Below are 19,830 nucleotides of genomic sequence, written 5' to 3' on the forward strand. Positions count from 1 at the left end.
TCTCCCACGAGTCGCCGCGTGCAAGCACACGGCGACATTTCTAGAGGATACTTAGATTCTTATTCAGTTCGTAGGGAGTAACCACCTGGCGGTATTCTTCCCATTCGGCCTTCTTGTTCGAGATGAAAGAATTGAAGACCTGCTCGCCGAGGACCTCGGCCATGAATTCAGACTCTTCCATCACGCGCAGCGCGTCGTGCAGGCTGCCAGGCAGCGGCACATGGCCCGATGCCCGGCGCTCAGCGGTGGAGAGGTTCCATACATCGTCCTCGGTTGGATCTTCGAGCTCGTAGCCTTCACGGATGCCCTTGAGACCGGCGCCCAGAAGGCAGGCGTAGGCCAAGTACGGGTTGGCCGCGGAGTCGATACCGCGGTACTCGACGCGAGCGCTTTGGCCCTTGCCCGGCTTGTACAGCGGAACACGCAGCAAGGCAGAGCGGTTGTTGTGGCCCCATGAACGGTGGCTTGGCGCTTCTCCCCCGCCCCACAAACGCTTGTATGAGTTCACGTACTGGTTGGTGACTGCTGTCATCTCCGGCGCGTGGTGCAAGATGCCGGCAATGAATGAGCGGGCAACGTCGGAGAGCTGGTATTCGCGGCCGGCCTCGAAGAAGGCATTGCTGTCGCCTTCGAAAAGCGAGAAGTGTGTATGCATGCCACTGCCTGGATGCTCCGAGAAAGGCTTCGGCATGAAGGTGGCATGGATTCCCTTCTGCATTGCCATTTCCTTGATGACAGTGCGGAAGGTCATGATGTTATCGGCGGTCTGCAAGGCATCCGCGTAGCGCAGGTCGATCTCGTTCTGGCCTGGGCCGGTTTCGTGGTGGGAGAACTCCACCGAGATGCCCAGTGCTTCCAAGGTCGTCACGGAAGCGCGACGGAAGTCCTGCCCTACGCCGTCGGGCACATGGTCGAAGTATCCACCGGTGTCGATCGGGCGTGGTCGACCGTTGGCGTCAAGCTCAGCCGATTCCAGGAGGTAGAACTCGATTTCTGGATGGGTGTAGCAGGTAAAGCCCATATCGGAGGCTTCGCCAAGCTGGCGCTTGAGTACTTGACGAGGGTCAGCATTGGATGGCTGCCCTTCCGGGGTCAGGATGTCGCAGAACATGCGCGAGGTCGGTTCAACCTCACCTCGCCATGGCAAAATCTGGAAAGTGGATGGATCTGGCTGAAGCAACATGTCAGACTCGGAAATCCGGGAGAGTCCGTCAATGGACGAACCATCGAAGCCCAGACCCTCTTCAAAGGCATCTTCAACTTCAGCAGGAGCCAACGCCACGGATTTCAGCGAACCAACGACGTCGGTAAACCACATTCGCACAAACCGAACGTCACGTTCTTCAATGGTGCGCAGCACAAATTCCTGCTGACGATCCATTTTCCACCACCTTTGAATTTCTAATACCGGCGCTGATCACGGCCGGTAAGAAAATTGACCTGTGGCAACACTATATCGGTTCCTGCCGGGGCATCCAGTAAGCATCGCCCAGTTCAAGTGCGATAAAGTCATTTTATGCCTCAACCTTACCTAGGGAATCCTGATAAAGGCCCGTCCCGCATCCGAATTCATCATCTTCAGCAGGCAAAAGACAATGGCGAAAAATTCGCGATGTTAACTGCCTATGACGTAATGATGGCCGAACTTTTCGATTCAGCGGGCATAGAGATCCTGCTGGTCGGCGATTCCGCGGCCAACACGGTGATCGGTTATGACTCGACTTTGCCGATCACGCTGGAGGAAATGATCGTCTTCACCAAGGCCGTGGCCAATGGAGCCAAGCGGGCCATGGTGGTAGCTGATTTGCCCTTCGGAAGCTACGAGCAGTCTGCGGCTCAAGCCGTGGAGACAGCCGTACGCCTCATGAAGGAAGGCCGCGCCCAAGCGGTAAAGATGGAAGGCAGCGCCCAATACGCTGAGCATGTTCGCGCCATGGTTCTGGCAGGCGTTCCTGTCATCGGCCACGTCGGGTTCACGCCGCAGTCCGAGCATGCCCTCGGTGGCTTCCGGGTGCAGGGCCGCGGCGATGCATTGGATCAGATGAAAGCCGATGCGCTGGCCTTGCAGGATGCGGGGGCTTTTTGCATCCTGATGGAGATGGTTCCTAGCCCCGCTGCCGCCGAAATCGACTCAGTCTTGCGCGTTCCGACCATCGGCATCGGCGCAGGGTCCTCCACTACTGGTCAGGTATTGGTCTGGCAAGACATGCTGGGGCTAGGCGAGCGCCGTACCCCACGCTTCGTGAAGAAGTACGCTGATCTGCGCAGCGTCATTGGGCAAGCCGTTAGTGAATACCATCAGGACGTGCTCTCCGGTTCCTTCCCTTCCGAAGAATACGAATTCAAGGAATGAGCCCGGTGGCATAACAAATCAAGGACGGAGCGCGGACCAATTTTGAAATTGGTTCGTGCTCCGCCCTTGTCGCCACGATGCGAGAATGATCTTTCGAGAATTACTTTTCGTTCTCCTCGGCTTCGTCCCACGCTTCATTGCGAGCCTGGACTTTGCTCATGGCTGTTTCAGCTTCAGCCGCCGTCTCATAGGGGCCTAACAACTGCGACCAATCGGACTGGGGTCCCTTTTCCACGCTTTTGGTGGAAACGTTGTACCAGTACTGGCCTTCGCCTGGGGTGCCAGCTGAGCTCATGGGAAACTCCTCAATTCGTGGTTGTACTTCCCTCTACACGTTAACCCACCGCGAGAAAAATAGGTGGAACACCACCCTACTTCACGCTCAAAGCCGAGTCTGCCGAAACCCGTGGGAAGCTAGAATGGGTTCTATGGCTACAGCTTCAACCGCACCCATCGGCAACCTCACCGCAGGCATCGTTTCTCCCGAACTACTGGTCCCAAAACATATCGAACGTCCTGAGTACGTCGGCAAGAAAGAACCAGCTGAAAGTTCGGCGTCCGAAGTCAAAAGCGCTGAAGTCATCGAGCGCATTCGAGTGGCTTCCCGGATCGCCGCACAGGCGTTGCAGGAAGTCGGCAAGGCCTGCCAGCCAGGTATCACCACCGATGAGCTAGATCGGCTTGGCCATGAATTCCTCATGGACCACAATGCCTACCCATCCACGCTCGGCTATCGTGGCTTCCCTAAATCCCTGTGTTCATCACTGAATGAAGTCATCTGCCATGGCATCCCGGACAGCACGGTGCTGCAGGATGGCGACATCATCAACATTGATATCACCGCCTTCATCGGCGGCGTCCATGGCGATAACAACGCAACGTTCCTGGTCGGCGATGTCGACGAGGAATCACGCCTGCTGGTGGAGAGAACCGAGAATTCATTGAAGCGCGCCATCAAGGCCGTCATGCCTGGCCGCGAAATCAACGTGATCGGTCGAAGCATCGAAACCTACGCAAAGCGTTTCGGCTACGGCGTGGTCAAGGACTTCACCGGCCACGGCGTGGGCGAATCCTTCCATTCGGGCTTGATCATCCCGCATTACGATGCGGCACCTGCCTACAACACGCTCATCGAACCGGGAATGGTCTTCACAATCGAACCCATGCTCACCCTGGGGACCATTGAATGGGACATGTGGGCCGACGATTGGACGGTCACGACCAAGGACAAGAAGCGCACAGCGCAGTTCGAGCACACCTTGCTGGTCACCGATGACGGCGCGGAGATTCTTACGCTTCCATGATCCGGATAGCAAACGATAGGCCGGCAGCCAATCCCTCCAACTGGATCGGCTGCCGGCCTATTTCGTCTTGCGCTTGAAACCTAGTCCGCGGTCAAGGGCCGCTGGTTGCCCTGCGGCGCGGTGTTGCGGCGCTCGCGCAGCCGCCCAATGGCGCTCTCAAAATCAGTCAGGGACTGGAAATTGTGATACACGCTGGCGAACCGCAGGTAAGCGACCTCGTCCAGCCTTGACAACGGCTCCAGAATGGCCAGACCGACCTGGTGTGCCGGGATTTCGGCCGCGCCGGAGGTGCGAACGGCTTCTTCCACCTCCTGCGCAAGAATAGCAAGGTCGTGGTCGGTGACGGGGCGGCCCTGGCAGGCCTTCCGCACGCCGTTGATAACCTTGTTCCGGGAAAACGGCTCTACCGCCCCTGACTGCTTGAGAACGCTGAGGCTGGCAGTTTCGGTCGTCGTGAAGCGTCGAGAACAGGCAGTGCACTGGCGACGCCTGCGGATGGACACGCCGTCGTCAGCGACTCGGCTGTCGACCACGCGGGAATCAGCATTACGGCAATACGGGCAATTCACGGCACCTCCATCTGTAGCCTGCGAAGCATTCTCGATTTTTCACCGTAGACGAGAATCCACTCATGTCACCTACCAGTTTAGCGCCTATTACGCATTTCGCACGGCTACAGCGTCGCCATGCGCTGGCAGGTCCTCGGCGTTGGCCAGATTAATCACGTGCCCTGCCACATCGCCCAGCGCAGCCTTGTTGTAGTTGATGACCTGGATCGCCTTGAGGAAGGTATTCACGTTCAAGCCCGAAGCGTGCAAAGCGGTGCCGTTGGTGGGAAGCACGTGGTTCGACCCAGCGCAGTAGTCCCCCAGCGATACCGGAGCATAGGGCCCCACGAAGATGGCCCCGGCTGCAGTGATTCGCGTCGAGGTGGCTTCGGGATCCGCGACCATGATTTCGAGGTGCTCCGCCGCATAGGCGTTGCACACCTCGATCCCCTGATCCAGGTCCTTGACCAAGATGATGGCGGACTGCGTACCGGAGAGGGCCTGGAGAACGCGATCGGAGTGCTTCGTAGCCGCGACCTGCTTCACGAGTTCTCCACGCACCGAGCGTGCCAGCTGCGCTGAATCGGTGATGAGCACGGCAGCAGCGTTAGCGTCGTGCTCGGCCTGGGAGATCATGTCCGCGGCGACAAAGCTTGGATCGGCGTTATCATCAGCCAGGATCGCGATTTCGGTGGGGCCGGCTTCAGCGTCGATACCGACAACGCCCTTGACCAGGCGTTTGGCGGTAGCGACGAACACATTGCCCGGTCCGGAAATCACGTCGACCGGATCAATCCCGCCGCGCTGGTCATTTTCAACCTCAACGCCGTAGGCGAAGGCGGCCACGGCCTGGGCCCCGCCCATGGCGTGGACTTCATCGATGCCCAGCAGCTTGGCTGCAGCCAAGATGGTTGGGTGCGGCAATCCGCCGAATTCCTTTTGCGGCGGGCTTGCCAACGCGAGCGAGGTGACGCCTGCGGCCTGCGCCGGAACGGTATTCATGATGACCGACGATGGGTAGACGGCAAGACCGCCTGGCACGTACAGCCCGACACGGCGCACGGCTACCCAACGCTGCGTGACGGTAGCGCCATTAGCGTAGTTCACATGGGTGTCTTGCGGGCGCTGGGCTGCAGCGAAGACCCTGGCGCGGTCGATGGATTCTTCGAGCGCGAGGCGAACCTGGGGATCCAGTTCCTCCAAGGCCCGGTCCAGCTCATGCTGTGGCACCCGTGTGTGGTCCAGATCAACATGATCGAATCGCTTGGCAAGATCCGTGAGGGTCTGCATGCCGCGCGCGCGGACCTCGTCGATGATCGCTTGCACGGTCTCCGTCGCGGTCTGCGTATTCATCTCAGGGCGAGGCAGATGGGCCTTGAGCTGTGCGTAGCTCAGGGATTCATTGCGCCAATCGATGGTCGCGAGGTCTGAAAATTCGATATCTGGAATAGTGCTCACCCACCTAGTTTAACGCCGAAAACCGGGTGGGGTTTTATTGATTACCTCACCCGGTCATTCAAGCCGCTTTGATGGGTGGAAAGCACCCGTCCCGCCAGATAATTTCGGTTACTACACGTCCAAGCAATGTGGACCGAGCAGGACTTTAAGGTCGCCAAAGAGCGCCGGGTTCGGATTCACCCGGAAGTTCATTCCCAAGCGCATCAACGATGTCCCCCGGCTGCCCGTGAGCTTGACGCGCACTTCGGTATTTCCGCGGTGGGTCCGCAAGACGTCGCCGAGTTGCTGGACAAGCGTTTCCGTAGCCTTGTGCGTCGGGATGCCAATCACGACAGGCCCACCGTTGGCGTCCTCTGAAATTTCCGGGATCATCATTTCCTGGGCGTTCAAGGTAATTGAACCGTCGTCGCGTCGCTGGACGCGTCCCTTGATCACCACAATGAGGTCGTCAGCCAGGATTTCAGCAATTGGCTGATACGCCTGGCCAAAGAACATGACTTCCATGGAACCGGAAAGATCCTCGATTTCACACCGCGCATACGGATTGCCGCTCTTCTTGGCGATACGACGCTGCAGACCCGAAATCATGCCGGCGATTGAAATGATGTGCCCATCCTGAGGGCCATCATCGGAGAGCACATGCGTCACGGGCATGTCAGCATACTGATCCAGGGCGGAGCCCAGGCCCTGCAACGGGTGATCGGAAACATACAAACCCAGCATGTCGCGTTCGTAAGCGAGCTTTTCCTTCTTATCCCAGTCAGGCAAGTCGGGAATCGCGATATTCATGGATTCCGAGGCTTGCTCGGAGCCGAGCGCGCTGAAGAGATCGAACTGGTTGGCCGCCTCGTTGCGCTTGACCTGGATGACCGAGTCAACTGCTTCTTCGTGGATCGCCACCAGCGCGCGGCGCGGGTGCTTCAAGGAGTCGAAGGCGCCGGCTTTGATCAGTGATTCAATGGTTCGCTTGTTGCAAACCACGGCAGGGACCTTGCCCAGGAAGTCGCTGAAGTCATTGTAGTGGCCCTTTTCCTGACGGGCTTCGACGATGCCCGCCACCGCGTTGGTACCGACGTTGCGAATCGCGCCCATGCCAAAGCGGATGTCCTTGCCCACGGGAGTGAAGTTCAGGGCGGATTCATTCACATCCGGCGGAAGCACGGTGATGCCGATATGGCGGCACTCATTGAGGTAGAGAGCCAGCTTGTCCTTGTCGTCGCCCACAGAGGTCAACAGCGCTGCCATATATTCTGCCGGGTAGTGGGCCTTCAAATAGGCGGTCCAGTAGGAGACGACGCCATATGCTGCCGAGTGGGCTTTGTTGAACGCGTAGTCGGAGAACGGCAGCAGGATATCCCACAACGTCTGCACTGCAGCGTCGGAGTATCCGTTGTCGTTCATGCCCTGTTTGAAGCCAGCGAACTGCTTATCCAGCTCGGCTTTCTTCTTCTTGCCCATGGCTCGGCGCAAGATATCCGCTTGGCCCAGCGAGTAGCCAGCAAGCTTCTGGGCGATTGCCATGACCTGCTCTTGGTACACGATCAAGCCATACGTACCTCCGAGGATTTCAGCCAGCGGCTCCTCGAGCTCAGGGTGGATCGGGGTTACTTCCTGCAGCCCAGTTTTGCGCAACGCGTAGTTGGTGTGCGAGTTCGCGCCCATTGGACCTGGACGGTACAGCGCGATCACTGCGGAGATGTCTTCGAAGTTATCCGGGCGCATCATTTTCAGCAATGAGCGCATCGGACCCCCATCGAGCTGGAACACGCCGAGCGTATCGCCGCGAGCCAGCAGGTTATAGGCTTCCGGGTCCTCGATGGTCAGGGTTTCGAGATCGATCTCATCACCGGTGTTGTACCGGATATTCTCCAAAGCATCGGAGATGATGGTGAGGTTTCGGAGCCCCAAGAAGTCCATCTTGATCAACCCCAAGCCTTCGCAGGTCGGGTAATCGAACTGGGTAATGACCTGGCCGTCCTGGATGCGGCGCATAATCGGCACGACATCGATAATCGGGTCCGAACTCATGATGACGCCCGCAGCGTGCACGCCCCACTGGCGCTTCAGGCCTTCCAGGCCCTTGGCGGTTTCGAATACGCGGGCTGCTTCCGGGTCATTGGCGACCAGGTTGCGGAAATCCCCGGCTTCTGAGTATCGCTTGGAGTCAGGGTTATCGATGTCATTGAGCGGGATGTCCTTGGCCATCACCGCTGGCGGCAGTGCCTTGGTCAGCGTTTCACCCATGCTGAAGGGGTACCCGAGCACACGCGACGAGTCCTTCAGCGCCTGCTTGGTCTTGATCGAACCGTAAGTCACGATCATGGACACGCGCTCATCGCCGTACTTTTCAGTCACGTACTTGATGACCTCGGAACGGCGGCGATCATCGAAGTCGACATCGAAGTCGGGCATGGAAACGCGTTCCGGGTTCAAGAAGCGCTCGAAGATCAGGCCGTGCCTGAGCGGATCCAAGTCGGTGATGCGCATCGCGTAGGCGACCATGGAACCTGCACCGGAGCCACGGCCAGGGCCTACACGGATCCCGTGGTCCTTGGACCAGTTGATGAAGTCGGCCACCACGAGGAAGTAGCCGGGGAAGCCCATCTTGATGATGACGTCGAGCTCGTAGTCTGCCTGCTTGCGCGATTCCTCCGGAATGCCGTCGGGGTACCGATAGTGAAGCCCCTTGTCGACTTCCTTGATTAGCCAGCTGGTTTCGTCTTCCCCTGGCGGGCAGGGGAATTTCGGCATGTAGTTGGCGTTGGTGTCGAAGGAGACCTCGACACGGTCAGCGATGGCCAAGGTGTTATCGCAGGCTTCAGGGAATTCCTTGAACAGTTCGCGCATTTCGCGGGCGCTCTTGAGGTAGTACCCGGTACCGGAGAAAGCGAAACGGCTGCCGCCCTGATCATAGGTCGGTTCATCGAGAGTGGAACCCGAGTTGATCGCCAGCAAAGCCTCGTGCGCCTTCGCATCGGCTTCGTGGGTGTAGTGGAGGTCGTTGGTGGCGACCAGAGGAATGTTCAGTTCCTTGGCGAGCCGGAGCAGGTCCTTGGTGATCCGCCGTTCGATCTCCAGGCCGTGATCCATGATCTCGCAGAAGTAGTTTTCCTTGCCGAACAGATCCTGGAGTTCAGCGGCGGCTGCCTTGGCCGCGTCGTATTGTCCCAGTCGCAGCTTGGTCTGCACTTCGCCGGATGGGCAACCAGTCGTAGCGATAATGCCTTCATGATGCTCGTTGAGCAGCTCGCGATCCCAGCGGGGGTACTTGCCGAACACAGAGTCCAGCGAAGCGCGCGATGAACCCTTGAATAAGTTGTTCATGCCCACGTTGTTGTAGGACAGCAGCGTCATGTGGTTGTAGAGGCCACCGCCGGAGACGTCGTCGCCCTTCTGCGATTCGTCGGTTCGCCACTTCACACGGGTCTTGTCATCGCGGGCTGTGCCTGGTGTGACATAGGCTTCGACGCCGATGATGGGTTTCACCCCAGCACCGGTTGCCTGCCGCCAGAAGTCGAAGGCGCCGAAAAGATAACCGTGGTCGGTGATCGCCAAGGCCTCCATGCCCTGGCGATTGGCCTCGGCAAATAGCTCACCGAGGCGCGCAGCACCGTCCAGCATGGAATATTCGGTGTGGGTATGAAGATGAACGAATCCGTCGCGTGTAGCACTCACCCAACCAGTCTAACGATTCGCAAGCCTGGTTGAGTTCACCCTTGGCGGGGCGTGGGATGTGGTTATTCCGACAGCCCGCTCCCCGGCACACTGCGCCCTAGTAGTCGCCGTGGCGCAGGAGCTCGACGGCACCTTCCAGGTCTGCCGGGTAATCACTTTCATATTCCACCCATTGCCCGGAGACCGGATGGCTGAAGCCCAGCTTTTTGGCATGAAGCCACTGGCGGGTCAGCCCGAGGGCCGCTCCGAGTTTCGGATCCGCGCCGTAGGTCTGGTCTCCAGCGCAAGGATGCCCGAAGGCCGAGAAATGAACACGAATCTGATGGGTTCGGCCAGTCTCAAGGTGCACCTCGACCAATGACGCCCGGCCAAAGGCCTCGATCACCTTGTAGTGTGTCACCGATTGGCGTCCGCCTTCGAGAACTGCGAATTTCCAGTCATGCCCCGGGTGACGTCCGATGGGAGCGTCAATCGTCCCTTCCAATGGATCAGGCAATCCCTGGACGACAGCGTGATAGATCTTCTTGGGTGTGCGTTCCTTGAAGGCCCACTTCAATGCGGTGTAGGCCCGCTCGGTTTTCGCAACGACCATGAGACCGCTGGTGCCCACGTCCAGGCGGTGGACAATGCCTTGGCGTTCGGCGGCGCCAGAGGTGGAGATGTTATATCCTTCAGCCATCAGGGCGCCGACGACAGTCGGACCGACCCATCCGGGAGACGGGTGAGCGGCGACGCCAACCGGTTTGTCGATGACCACGTAGTCATCGTCGTCGGCGATGATCTTCAGCTCTTCCACTTTCTCAACCTTAATTTCTAATGGGTCCCGTTGTGGCGGAATCGTGACATGCAGGCGATCGCCAGCTTTGAGCTTCAAGGATTTTGCGATGGTTCGCTCATTGACTTGAACGTGCGATTCCTTGCACAGGCTTGAGGCCAGAGTTCTGGGGATGTCCAGATTCCGCGCAAGATAGGCATCGAGTCGAGAGCCAGCATCGGCAGGTTCAACGACGAATTCGTGGATAGCGGTTTCGCCGGAAATCACTTCTTGGATTCCGTTTCGTCCTCGCCCGCGTTTTTCTTTGCAGGAGCGTCGCCAATCGTGCCGTCGAGATTGCGTCCTCGAATCAACATGTAGGCCACGGCGATCATCGAGCAAACAATAAATGAATCGGCGACATTGAAGATCGCAAAGTGCGTAACCGAAAACATGTCCACGACATGCCCGAATCCGAAAGCCGGTTCGCGGAAGATCCGGTCGCCGAGATTTCCAAGTACCCCGCCGAGCAGGCAGCCAAGCGCAATCGCCCAGCTGCGCACCAATACTTTGCGAGCCAAGAGGTAAATCACGAATACGGCCACTGCAGCCTGAAGGAGCGCGAAGATGATAGTGAAGTCTTCACCGATCGAGAATGCCGCTCCGGGATTCAGGATGTAATGGATGTTGAAGATCCCGGGGATGACTTCAACCGACTGTCCAAGTCGCATGTTCCGTTCCACCAAAATCTTCACGATCTGGTCGATGACCAAAGCGATCAGTGCAATAACCAGGCCGATGCCCAGAAATTTTTTCGGCGATGGGGACTTACCCCCAGTTTGAACTGCGTCCACAGTGATACCTATTAGTTCCTCTTAAACGTCAACGGTGGTGCGCGGAAAAAATCCGTGCACCACCGTTGATCTTACTAGAAAGCCAGATCAGGTTATTACCTGTCAGCGATTAGTTCGACTTGCTTGCGTCTGCGTCGATCGAGCCTTGGGACTCGAGGTCGCGCAGCTGGCCTTCAATGTAGGTCTTCAGGCGAGCACGGTAATCGCGCTCGAATCCACGTAGCTGCTCAAGCTTGCGCTCAAGTACAGACTTCTGCTGCTCAAGTGCCGACAAGGTCTTGCGGCTCTTTTCTTCAGCTGAGGTAACCAGCGAGTTCGCCTCGGTCTTTGCTTCCGAGATGATCTTGTCGCGCTGCTCGACACCGGCGGCAACGTACTCGTCGTGCAAACGCTGAGCCATCGACAGCACGTTGGCTGCGGACTCTGCGGATTCGGTACGTGGCGCTGCAGCAGGAGCGGCTGGTGCAGCCTGGGCTGCTGGAGCAGCGGCGGCAGCAGGAGCTGCTGCAGGCTTCTCGGTAGCAGCTGGCTTTGCTTCGGCCTTTTTCTCCTCGGCTGGCTTTGGAGCTGGAGTTGCAGCCTTGGTTGGCTCGGCTGGCTTAGCCTCGGCCTTCTTCTCCTCAGCTGGCTTTGCAGCTGGAGCAGCCGAAACAGGTGCAGGTACTGCCTGCTCCTTCGATACCGAACCGGCATCCTCACCAAGTTCGGCAAGTCGACTACGAAGAGCCTCGTTCTCACCGGTCAGGCGACGCAGCTCCACCACGATCTCGTCGAGGAAGTCATCTACCTCGTCTTGGTCGTAGCCTTCACGGAACTTGGTCGGCTGAAACCGCTTATTGACTACGTCTTCTGGCGTCAAAGCCATTGGGTCACCTCAATACTGGGATCATTTCCGCACGACCATGTCATGCCTTGCGAAACACTTACCGTTGTTGTCAGTGTCGCGACCGGTGAAGTCGGAGCACCATTTCCTAAAGGATATAACGATTTGGACACTAAATACGAAATCGAGCTTACGCCCGTGTCTCATATTCTTTGAATCTACAGGGTTTGAACTGTTAGAACAATCCCCGTTCTAGACGAAAATCTCCTAATCAGATCCCTGTAGAACTGCCTAGACTACTTACCACTGCTTTGACAAGCATTACAACGACAAAGAGCAGCAGAAACGACAGGTCAAGGCGGATTCCGCCGAGATCTAGGGGTTTGATCCGCCTACGCAACCAACGCAAAGGAGGATCTGTTATCGACACGACCGCTGTTGCAGCGATCAGTGCGATGCCTTTGGGACGCCAGTGGCGAGCAAAGCTTTCAGTAATATCCAGCACAATTCGCATCAACAGCAGAATTTGCAGGATTGCTAACGCGAGATAGATGATCCCGAACACCATTTTGCGCTTATGCTCCTGGTGTCTTAGCTCTGGTTGAAGAAAGTAGCCTGGGCTTCAGACTGCTTGCGGTCTTCACCGAGGACCTCAACGGTCGCTGGAGAAAGCAGGAAGACCTTGTTGGTGACTCGTTCAATCGAGCCGTGCAGGGCGAAAACCAGCCCGGCGGAGAAATCTACGAGGCGCTTGGCATCGGTCTCTCCCATATCAGTGACATTCATAATCACTGGGATTCCGTCACGAAAGTTCTCACCGATGATCTTGGCATCGTTGTAGGAACGCGGGTGAACGGTTGTAATCTGACGCAATTCGGAATCCTCATCCCGTACTGAAGGGGCACGCTTGATTGGGGTGACCGGAGCACGGTATTCCGTCTCTGGTTCTCTAGCTTGTGATTGCGGTGCAGCCGGCCGTGCGACAGCCTGCGGGCGTGGGGCTTCAGCAGGGCGCTGGGGAGCAGCATCATCGACGACACGCACCTGGCTCCTTGGCTCGGCTTGTGCTGCTTGGGTTTCTTCTTGCTCGACGGCGTCCGCCAAGCCGAGATATACCATTGCTTTACGCAGTCCGTCAGCCACGATGTTTCTCCTTGTTCATCCCTTGCATGCAACCCCAGTGCATGCTTCCGCTACTTCGACGCTACCGTACAAATTTCGGCAGATAACGTTCATTCGTTCTATTTTGCGCGGTGTGTCGCGCACGCCTAGGCGTCGGACCAGATCAGGCCGGCCAGCCGGCCGGCATCACTGGAACGGCGATAAGAATAGTAATTTTCGTCTTCCAAAGTGCATACACCGCTTTGCCGAACGGCCACGGCGAGTCCAGCCAGCTCCTTCTCGGCGGAGGCAGGCAGGTTCAGTCCAGTGGTGCCCCATCGTGTCTCGGACCGAATACCGGGCCTAGTATGCTCGGATTCTGCGGCCATTTCGGCAGAGACTTCATAGCAAGCACCGCAAATCGATGGCCCGATAACAGCCTCGATGTCCTGGGCACCCAATGCACGCAGTTCCTCGACGGTGCGGGTAAGAATTCCATCCATTAGTCCACGGCGACCAGCATGGGTGGCCGCAGTGACTGTTCGCCGTGCTGCATGATCACGCCCAACGAAAAGGACCGGAAGGCAATCGGCGACCATAACCGCTAGCGCTTGCGTCCCTGACGGATCAACGAGACCGTCGCAGGTAGGCGCTTGTGGCTCAAACCATGAATTGCGCACTACTGGCCGGACGGTGAAAACGTCGGACGAGTGAACCTGGTTCATGAAATTAAGCGAGAAACGTCGGACCCCGATCGAGTCTTCCAGCCGGCTTCGATTCTCCGCCACGTGGTGAGGATCATCATTCACATGCAGGGCGAGGTTTCCCTCCTCCTGTGAAGTGAACGCCAGTCGAATACTCGGATCAAGGTCCGACGTGAAATGTAGCACTGCTCAGCTTCTCGCTGTTATTTACTTCAGGAAGTCAGGAACATCCAAGTCGTCGTTGGAACCGTTGAGTTCCGAGTCGACAACGTCTGGAAGATCCTGGAACGAGCCCTTGTTTTCAGCGGCAGGCTTTTCTTCAGCTACTGGTGCTGGCTTTGCGGCCTCCGGAGCTGGCTGCGACTGCGCCTCTGGCACGGCGGCAGGTACCGGCTCAACAGTACGCGAAGATACAGCTGGCTTTGCTGCGGCTGGGACCATTGGCTTGCTGGTAACATCCGGTTCATCGAAGCCGGCCGCGATCACGGTAACGCGTGCTTCGTCGCCCAGTGCATCGTCGATTACAGCACCGAAGATGATGTTGGCTTCTGGGTGAGCAACTTCCTGCACCAGTCGTGCAGCTTCGTTGATCTCGAACAGGCCAAGGTCGGAGCCACCCTGGATGGAGAGCAACACGCCATGCGCGCCATCAATGGAGGCTTCCAGTAGCGGCGAGGCGATGGCCAACTCGGCAGCTTTGACTGCACGGTCTTCGCCTCGTGCCGAACCGATGCCCATAAGTGCAGAACCTGCACCCTGCATGACGGATTTGACGTCGGCGAAGTCCAAGTTGATCAGACCGGAGGTGGTGATCAGGTCAGTAATGCCCTGGACACCGGAAAGCAGGACCTGGTCGGCCTGGCGGAATGCGTCCAGCACCGAGACGTTGCGATCCGAGATCGAGAGCAGTCGATCGTTAGGAATCACGATCAAGGTGTCGACTTCGTCGCGCAGGGCTTCGATGCCTGACTCGGCGGAGTTCGCGCGGCGACGGCCCTCGAAGGTGAATGGACGGGTTACGACACCGATGGTCAGCGCGCCCAGCGAACGGGCGATACGTGCCACGACAGGCGCGCCACCGGTACCGGTGCCACCGCCTTCGCCTGCGGTCACGAAGACCATATCGGCGCCGCGCAAGACGTCTTCGATTTCTTCGACATGATCTTCTGCTGCCTGGCGTCCCACATCTGGGTTGGCGCCGGCGCCGAGGCCACGAGTAAGTTCGCGTCCCACGTCCAGTTTGACGTCGGCATCACTCATAAGCAGAGCCTGGGCATCGGTGTTAATGGCGATGAATTCAACGCCCTTGAGACCGACTTCGATCATTCGATTGACTGCGTTTACACCGCCACCGCCGATTCCGACGACTTTAATGACCGCGAGGTAATTCTGTGGAGCTGCCACGTCCCGCTTCCCTTGTTAGATGTGCTACATATGTCACGACCCCAGCTCAAAACCTTCATCTTTAGCCTTAAGGTTTGGGTTCTGTCAAGCTGTCGTTATTAGAAACGCTATGAGTCGTGTGGTCTTTGTGCAACGACCGCCTAGGCGTGTCGCTTGTTCAAAACTATCTTTCCAGAATTTCTTGGCTTATTGGTCTTCCCGCGCCCAGAGGAACGCGACTTAATAAACCACTGGATTCTCTGGGTTGGTCACGTCGATGGTGGTCTTCGACGCATTCTCTTTGTTCAATTCCTTGACAAAGATTTTTGCGACCTCGTTTTTCAGCGCCGCCTGCGAAGCATCGCCCCAAATCAGGGTCCGCTTCTTAGGCAACAGCAGCTCGGCGAAGCCTGCCTTGGACAGTGAGGCCGTAGAAACCTCTTTGAGTACCGAAGCATCGACTGTGCTCAAGATACCGGTGAGCAACTTGAACTTCTCAGGGTCTTTGGTCTCATCGCTGGCTTTGATCTTCGGCAACTTCGTCTTGTCGTTCTTGCCCAAGGTGCGCAGCTTCTTGCCGATATCGGATACGAGGTATTCCTTTTCGCCGTCAACCAGAATAGCGACGGGGACAGCCTCAATCACTTCCACCACGAGGGTGTCGGGCATTTGAGCCTTGACGACCACTTGGTCAATGGCCGGCTGGTTTCCCAGCAGTTCTTGCACCTTTGATTCGGAGATCCGCGGCAACGGCGTTCCCTTGAGCGGTTCCAAAGACGCCGTCAATTTGCCAGCATTGACCAATTTGGTTCCGGTGACCTCGATTTTCTTCGCCGCAAGCACGGGAGAAAAACTCAGAATCAACACCGCAACGAGGCTCAACACCACGATGCAGGCGGCAATAATGATCAGGAGCTTGCGTCGCTTCTTCTCTGGACTTTCTGGAAGTTCGACGACTTTTGCTTCTTCATCCATGGAACACCTTGTTTGGTTGATACGACCAACGTCAGTGGTCTACGACAATTTCGAGTTGAGGCTAGCGCAGCGACGCCACGATCCGCGGACCCAGCGCGGTGACATCCCCGGCGCCGATGGTCATGACCACGTCTCCCGGTTCAGCCTGTTCAACAACGTGAGCCACGGCAGCTGCCGGGCTCAACACATGTGAGGGGACCTCAACGCGGGATGCAATCAATTCGCTGGTGATCCCTTCAATCGGTTCTTCGCGCGCAGGATAGATTTCCAGGACAGCTACCGAATCGGCCAAGGACAGGGCCTTGGCGAATTCGCGGTAGAACTCCTTGGTGCGGCTGAACAGGTGGGGCTGGAACACCACATGGAGGTGTCCCTCCCCGGCTACAGTGCGACCGGCAGAAAGCGCGGCAAGGACTTCGGTTGGATGGTGGGCGTAGTCGTCGTAGACCCGCACATCCCCCACATTGCCTTTGAACTCGAAGCGGCGTGCGGCACCCGAGAAGCTTGCCAGTGCCATGAGAGCTTCGTCGACGTCCAGCCCAGCATCGATGCCCACCGACAGCGCCGCCGTCGCGTTGAGAAGGTTGTGCTGGCCGGGAACAGCCAGGTCCAGGGTGTAGCTCTGGCCGCTGCCCCACTCGACAAGCGCGGAGAACCGTCCGTCCTCGGTGGCCTGGGCTTGCGAAAGCCTGCGATCGGCGTGGTCGCTGAAGCCGTAGGTCTGGACTCGAAGATCGCTGCGTTCGTGGCGCATCTTTCTGGCAAGCTCGTTGGCTCCGGGATCATCGGCGCAGCAGATGAGCAGGCCGTCTTCTGGAAGCAGACGCGCAAAATCCACGAAGGCCTGGTGCACCGCTTCCTCGGTGCCGTAGTGATCGAGATGGTCGGCTTCCACGTTGGTCACGATGATCACATCAGGACGGTAGTTCAGGAATGAGGCATCCGACTCGTCGGCCTCTGCCACGAAGTATCCACCTGCGCCCAGCTCGGCATTGGTGCCCAAGCTCGGGATATTTGCGCCCACTGCGAAGCTGGGGCGTGCGCCAACTGCCTTGAGCATGTGAGCGGTCAGCGACGTGGTGGTGGTCTTGCCGTGGGTGCCGGCGATGGTCACGATCTTCTCGTGGCCGCGCATGGTTGCTTCGAGGCCTTCGGAGCGATGCAGGATTTTCAGTCCGCGGCGAACCGCTTCGTCATACTCCGGGTTGCCGGGCTTGATGATCGAGGAGATCACCACGGTTTCCGCGTCGCCCAGGTTGGCCGCGCCGTAGCCGATCTCGATGCGTGCGCCGCCTTTGCGCAACCCTTCGAGCACTGGCAGGTCCTTGGCATCGGTTCCTGAGACATCCAGACCGTAGTCCAGCAACAAGCGAGCTACTGCTGAAACGCCGACACCGCCAACTCCCATGAGGTGCACTTTGCCGAGTTCAGCTTGCAGTTCCTTGGCGCGCAATGCCATTGTTCTAGCCTTCCTGACCCGCACCACGGCGGGTTGAAACTTCTTCAATAATTCGACGCGCCATGAGTTGTGCAGCGTCGCGCTGTCCTAAAGAGGCAGCTGCCTGAGACATCTGTTCAAGTTTATGCTGATCTTCCAGCAATTTAATGACATTTTCAGTGATGTACGACTTCGTGAATTCATCATCGGAGACCAGCAAGGCACCCCCGGCTCCTACCAGGTCGCGGGCGTTGAGCTTCTGCTCGCCATTGCCGATTGGCAGCGGAACCAATACAGCGGCGGTTCCAGCGACGGCCAGCTCACACACTGTTCCGGCACCGGAACGGCACACCATTAAATCAGCGACCGCGTAGGCATAGTCCATGCGGTCCACGTACTCGACCTGGGTATACCCCTCGTGGGCAAGCAGTTGGCCTTCGGCATCCAGGATCTGTTTGCCGCGGCCGGTGATATGCACCGTATGAACGCCTGCAGCGTGCAGTTCCGCCAAGGACTCGGAAATCGCGGTATTGATGCTCTGCGCGCCGGAGGATCCTCCAGTCACCAAAAGCACTGGCTTGCCGCCGCTGACACCGAAGTACTCGCGCGCTTCATCACGAAGCTCCATGCGGTTCATCTGCGCCACATTTGCACGCATGGGCATGCCCACCTGCACCTCGCCGGGCAATCCGGTGTTGGCAAAAGTCGTTCCGACGAATGCCGCAGACTTTGCCCCCAGCTTATTGGCCATGCCGGCCACCGAGTTGGCTTCGTGGACGAAGATCGGAAGTTTCAGTTGCTTGGCAGCCAAATAGGCCGGCGTGCAGACGTACCCGCCGACACCCAGCACTGCCTCGGCACCGGTCTGTTTCAGAACGCGCTTGGCCTGGTTCAGCGCAGTCATGAAGCGGAATGGGAACTTCAGCAGATCGAGGTTCAAGCTGCGTGGCATGGGTGCCTTGGGAATCAGTTCTAATCGGTACCCTGCTTCCGGTACCAATTTGGTCTCCAGGCCACCGGGGGAACCAAGCGCGGTGATCTGCGCATCGGCTTGCTCTTCTTTGACGGCGTCAGCAATTGCCAGCATGGGCGAGATATGACCGGCAGTTCCGCCGCCGGCCACAACTAGTCGCATTGCTTCAGTCATCTGTTCTACTGCTCCTTCGTCCCGTTCCTGCGGGATCAGTGCCCCACGTCGTCGATTCGAAGGGCTACAACTTCACTTAGCGTGTGAAGGCCACACACTACTTTGCGTTATTTGGCTTAGGGGTGATCTTCTCTAGCGAAGTATCAAAAGCGAGCTTCTGGGCCCTGGCTGACGAAAGGACAAAGCCCATGGCCAGCATGATGGCCAGCATGGCTGAACCGCCGGATGAAATAAATGGCAGCGGCACACCAATGACGGGAAGCACACCGGTCACGGTTCCGAGGTTGACGAACGTCTGGCCGATAACCCACGACATCAAGCAGCCCATGAGGACCTTGGTGTACAGATCGCTGGCGCGAAGGGCGATTCGGTACATTGCCAGAGCCAGGAGGATGAACATCACCAGCACGAACAAGACGCCGATCAAGCCGAACTCTTCGCCCAAAATAGAGAAGATGAAGTCGTTCTGCGCTTCTGGCACATACGACCATTTCATGCGCGACTGCCCGGCACCCACACCGAACCAACCGCCCGAGGCGAAAGCGTGCAGGCCCATGCTCGCCTGGTAGCACAACTGGTCGCTGGGGCCGCAGTCGGTATCCAGCCAGGCCAAAACGCGCTGGCGTCGGTTGGAAGATCCCATGACTGCCACGGCCAAGCCGACCAGTCCAACTGCACCGAAACCTGCTAGCCACTTCATGCGGATGCCACCGAGGAACATCGCCGACGCAATGATCATTAGCAGCACCAGCGCGGTACCAACGTCCTTGCCGATAACCACGAGGCCAACGATCGCAGTACCTACCGGCGCCACCACCGGAACGACCAGGTGCTTGATCTCATGCAGCAGGTGCTGTTTCCGTTCAAGCATGAACGCCGCAAAAACTGCCAGGGCAAGCTTGGCGAACTCACTGGGCTGCAGGCCAACAGGGCCGATCTTGATCCAGTTGCGGTTGCCGAGGACGGTATGCCCAAGGGGGGTAAAGGCGACGAGGAACAGCAGGAGGAATGCCGCGATCACCGACAACCAGGCGAGCTTCTTCAGATTCTCGGGTTTTATGAACTGCATCCCGAGCATGCAAATTATTCCGATGCCGGCAAACATCGCTTGCGACAAGGCGACAGTGAATCCGTCTTTACCCTTGGCAATGGCCTCAACCGAAGCAGATGACTGCACCATCAGCACGCCGAAGATCGCAAGCACTACGGAAACCACAACGACTAGCCAGTAGTCCATCGAAGCCATGCGAGCGCTGGCGTTTTCCACGCTGCCGATCAACCTGGCGAACCAAGGAGTTTTTTTGCTGGCGCCC

The 19,830-nt window shown here is 57.9% G+C and carries 18 protein-coding genes; 2 read left to right on the forward strand and 16 right to left on the reverse strand.

Annotated elements, in window-relative coordinates:
* Positions 1 to 40: 40 nt before the first annotated feature.
* Positions 41 to 1,381, reverse strand: a complete 1,341-nt coding sequence (gene glnA, locus OF385_RS09880; protein ID WP_264275231.1) for a type I glutamate--ammonia ligase — start codon at positions 1,379 to 1,381, stop codon at positions 41 to 43.
* Positions 1,382 to 1,516: 135 nt separating this feature from the next.
* Between glnA and panB the strand changes: the two genes are divergently transcribed.
* Complete coding sequence (gene panB / locus OF385_RS09885; RefSeq protein WP_264275232.1) at positions 1,517 to 2,353, forward strand: 3-methyl-2-oxobutanoate hydroxymethyltransferase; 837 nt, start codon at positions 1,517 to 1,519, stop codon at positions 2,351 to 2,353.
* Between the two features lie 100 nt (positions 2,354 to 2,453).
* Here panB and OF385_RS09890 read toward each other — a convergent pair whose 3' ends face one another.
* A complete protein-coding gene (locus OF385_RS09890; protein WP_264275233.1) occupies positions 2,454 to 2,648 on the reverse strand; it encodes an SPOR domain-containing protein in 195 nt (64 codons plus the stop codon).
* A gap of 133 nt (positions 2,649 to 2,781) precedes the next feature.
* Here OF385_RS09890 and map point away from each other — a divergent pair, with 133 nt between their 5' ends.
* Positions 2,782 to 3,657: a type I methionyl aminopeptidase gene (gene map / locus OF385_RS09895; RefSeq protein ID WP_264275234.1), complete on the forward strand. Its 876-nt coding sequence runs from the start codon at positions 2,782 to 2,784 to the stop codon at positions 3,655 to 3,657.
* Between the two features lie 80 nt (positions 3,658 to 3,737).
* Here map and nrdR read toward each other — a convergent pair whose 3' ends face one another.
* From nrdR to ftsW, 14 genes are all read right to left on the reverse strand, one after another.
* Positions 3,738 to 4,226, reverse strand: a complete 489-nt coding sequence (gene nrdR / locus OF385_RS09900) for a transcriptional regulator NrdR (protein WP_022876542.1) — start codon at positions 4,224 to 4,226, stop codon at positions 3,738 to 3,740.
* 87 nt (positions 4,227 to 4,313) lie between these two features.
* Entirely contained in the window at positions 4,314 to 5,663 is a 1,350-nt protein-coding gene (hisD, locus tag OF385_RS09905) for a histidinol dehydrogenase (protein WP_264275235.1), read from the reverse strand.
* 111 nt (positions 5,664 to 5,774) lie between these two features.
* Entirely contained in the window at positions 5,775 to 9,284 is a 3,510-nt protein-coding gene (dnaE, locus tag OF385_RS09910; protein WP_264277895.1) for a DNA polymerase III subunit alpha, read from the reverse strand.
* 151 nt (positions 9,285 to 9,435) lie between these two features.
* On the reverse strand, positions 9,436 to 10,380 hold the full coding sequence (locus OF385_RS09915) for an RluA family pseudouridine synthase (RefSeq protein WP_264275236.1): 945 nt from the start codon (positions 10,378 to 10,380) through the stop codon (positions 9,436 to 9,438).
* Positions 10,377 to 10,865 carry a signal peptidase II gene (lspA, locus tag OF385_RS09920; protein WP_264275237.1) on the reverse strand — a complete coding sequence of 163 codons (489 nt, stop codon included), beginning with the start codon at positions 10,863 to 10,865 and terminating at the stop codon, positions 10,377 to 10,379. The genes OF385_RS09915 and lspA overlap by 4 nt, the downstream gene beginning before the upstream one ends.
* Before the next feature lie 190 nt (positions 10,866 to 11,055).
* Entirely contained in the window at positions 11,056 to 11,811 is a 756-nt protein-coding gene (locus tag OF385_RS09925; RefSeq protein WP_264275238.1) for a DivIVA domain-containing protein, read from the reverse strand.
* 229 nt (positions 11,812 to 12,040) lie between these two features.
* Positions 12,041 to 12,337: a YggT family protein gene (locus tag OF385_RS09930; protein WP_264275239.1), complete on the reverse strand. Its 297-nt coding sequence runs from the start codon at positions 12,335 to 12,337 to the stop codon at positions 12,041 to 12,043.
* 23 nt (positions 12,338 to 12,360) lie between these two features.
* A complete protein-coding gene (locus OF385_RS09935; protein WP_264275240.1) occupies positions 12,361 to 12,912 on the reverse strand; it encodes a cell division protein SepF in 552 nt (183 codons plus the stop codon).
* 125 nt (positions 12,913 to 13,037) lie between these two features.
* Positions 13,038 to 13,760 (reverse strand): polyphenol oxidase family protein, encoded by a 723-nt coding sequence (locus tag OF385_RS09940; RefSeq protein WP_319019076.1) that lies wholly within the window; start codon positions 13,758 to 13,760, stop codon positions 13,038 to 13,040.
* Between the two features lie 21 nt (positions 13,761 to 13,781).
* A complete protein-coding gene (gene ftsZ / locus OF385_RS09945) occupies positions 13,782 to 14,978 on the reverse strand; it encodes a cell division protein FtsZ (protein WP_264275242.1) in 1,197 nt (398 codons plus the stop codon).
* A 219-nt stretch (positions 14,979 to 15,197) separates the two neighbouring features.
* On the reverse strand, positions 15,198 to 15,932 hold the full coding sequence (locus OF385_RS09950) for a cell division protein FtsQ/DivIB (RefSeq protein WP_264275243.1): 735 nt from the start codon (positions 15,930 to 15,932) through the stop codon (positions 15,198 to 15,200).
* A 61-nt stretch (positions 15,933 to 15,993) separates the two neighbouring features.
* Complete coding sequence (gene murC, locus OF385_RS09955; RefSeq protein WP_264275244.1) at positions 15,994 to 17,391, reverse strand: UDP-N-acetylmuramate--L-alanine ligase; 1,398 nt, start codon at positions 17,389 to 17,391, stop codon at positions 15,994 to 15,996.
* 4 nt (positions 17,392 to 17,395) lie between these two features.
* Positions 17,396 to 18,517: an undecaprenyldiphospho-muramoylpentapeptide beta-N-acetylglucosaminyltransferase gene (murG, locus tag OF385_RS09960; protein ID WP_264275245.1), complete on the reverse strand. Its 1,122-nt coding sequence runs from the start codon at positions 18,515 to 18,517 to the stop codon at positions 17,396 to 17,398.
* 97 nt (positions 18,518 to 18,614) lie between these two features.
* Positions 18,615 to 19,784, reverse strand: a complete 1,170-nt coding sequence (ftsW, locus tag OF385_RS09965; protein ID WP_264275246.1) for a putative lipid II flippase FtsW — start codon at positions 19,782 to 19,784, stop codon at positions 18,615 to 18,617.
* Positions 19,785 to 19,830: the final 46 nt, after the last annotated feature.

The organism is Glutamicibacter sp. JL.03c (assembly GCF_025854375.1).
Lineage (GTDB): Bacteria > Actinomycetota > Actinomycetes > Actinomycetales > Micrococcaceae > Glutamicibacter.

Coding starts and splice junctions, on each gene's coding strand:
- glnA (WP_264275231.1), bottom strand. CDS start 1,381: ATGGATCGTCAGCAGGAATTTGTGCTGCGCACCATTGAAGAACGTGAC.
- panB (WP_264275232.1), top strand. CDS start 1,517: ATGCCTCAACCTTACCTAGGGAATCCTGATAAAGGCCCGTCCCGCATC.
- OF385_RS09890 (WP_264275233.1), bottom strand. CDS start 2,648: ATGAGCTCAGCTGGCACCCCAGGCGAAGGCCAGTACTGGTACAACGTT.
- map (WP_264275234.1), top strand. CDS start 2,782: ATGGCTACAGCTTCAACCGCACCCATCGGCAACCTCACCGCAGGCATC.
- dnaE (WP_264277895.1), bottom strand. CDS start 9,284: ATGCTGGACGGTGCTGCGCGCCTCGGTGAGCTATTTGCCGAGGCCAAT.
- OF385_RS09925 (WP_264275238.1), bottom strand. CDS start 11,811: ATGGCTTTGACGCCAGAAGACGTAGTCAATAAGCGGTTTCAGCCGACC.
- OF385_RS09930 (WP_264275239.1), bottom strand. CDS start 12,337: ATGGTGTTCGGGATCATCTATCTCGCGTTAGCAATCCTGCAAATTCTG.
- OF385_RS09950 (WP_264275243.1), bottom strand. CDS start 15,932: ATGGATGAAGAAGCAAAAGTCGTCGAACTTCCAGAAAGTCCAGAGAAG.
- murC (WP_264275244.1), bottom strand. CDS start 17,391: ATGGCATTGCGCGCCAAGGAACTGCAAGCTGAACTCGGCAAAGTGCAC.
- murG (WP_264275245.1), bottom strand. CDS start 18,517: ATGACTGAAGCAATGCGACTAGTTGTGGCCGGCGGCGGAACTGCCGGT.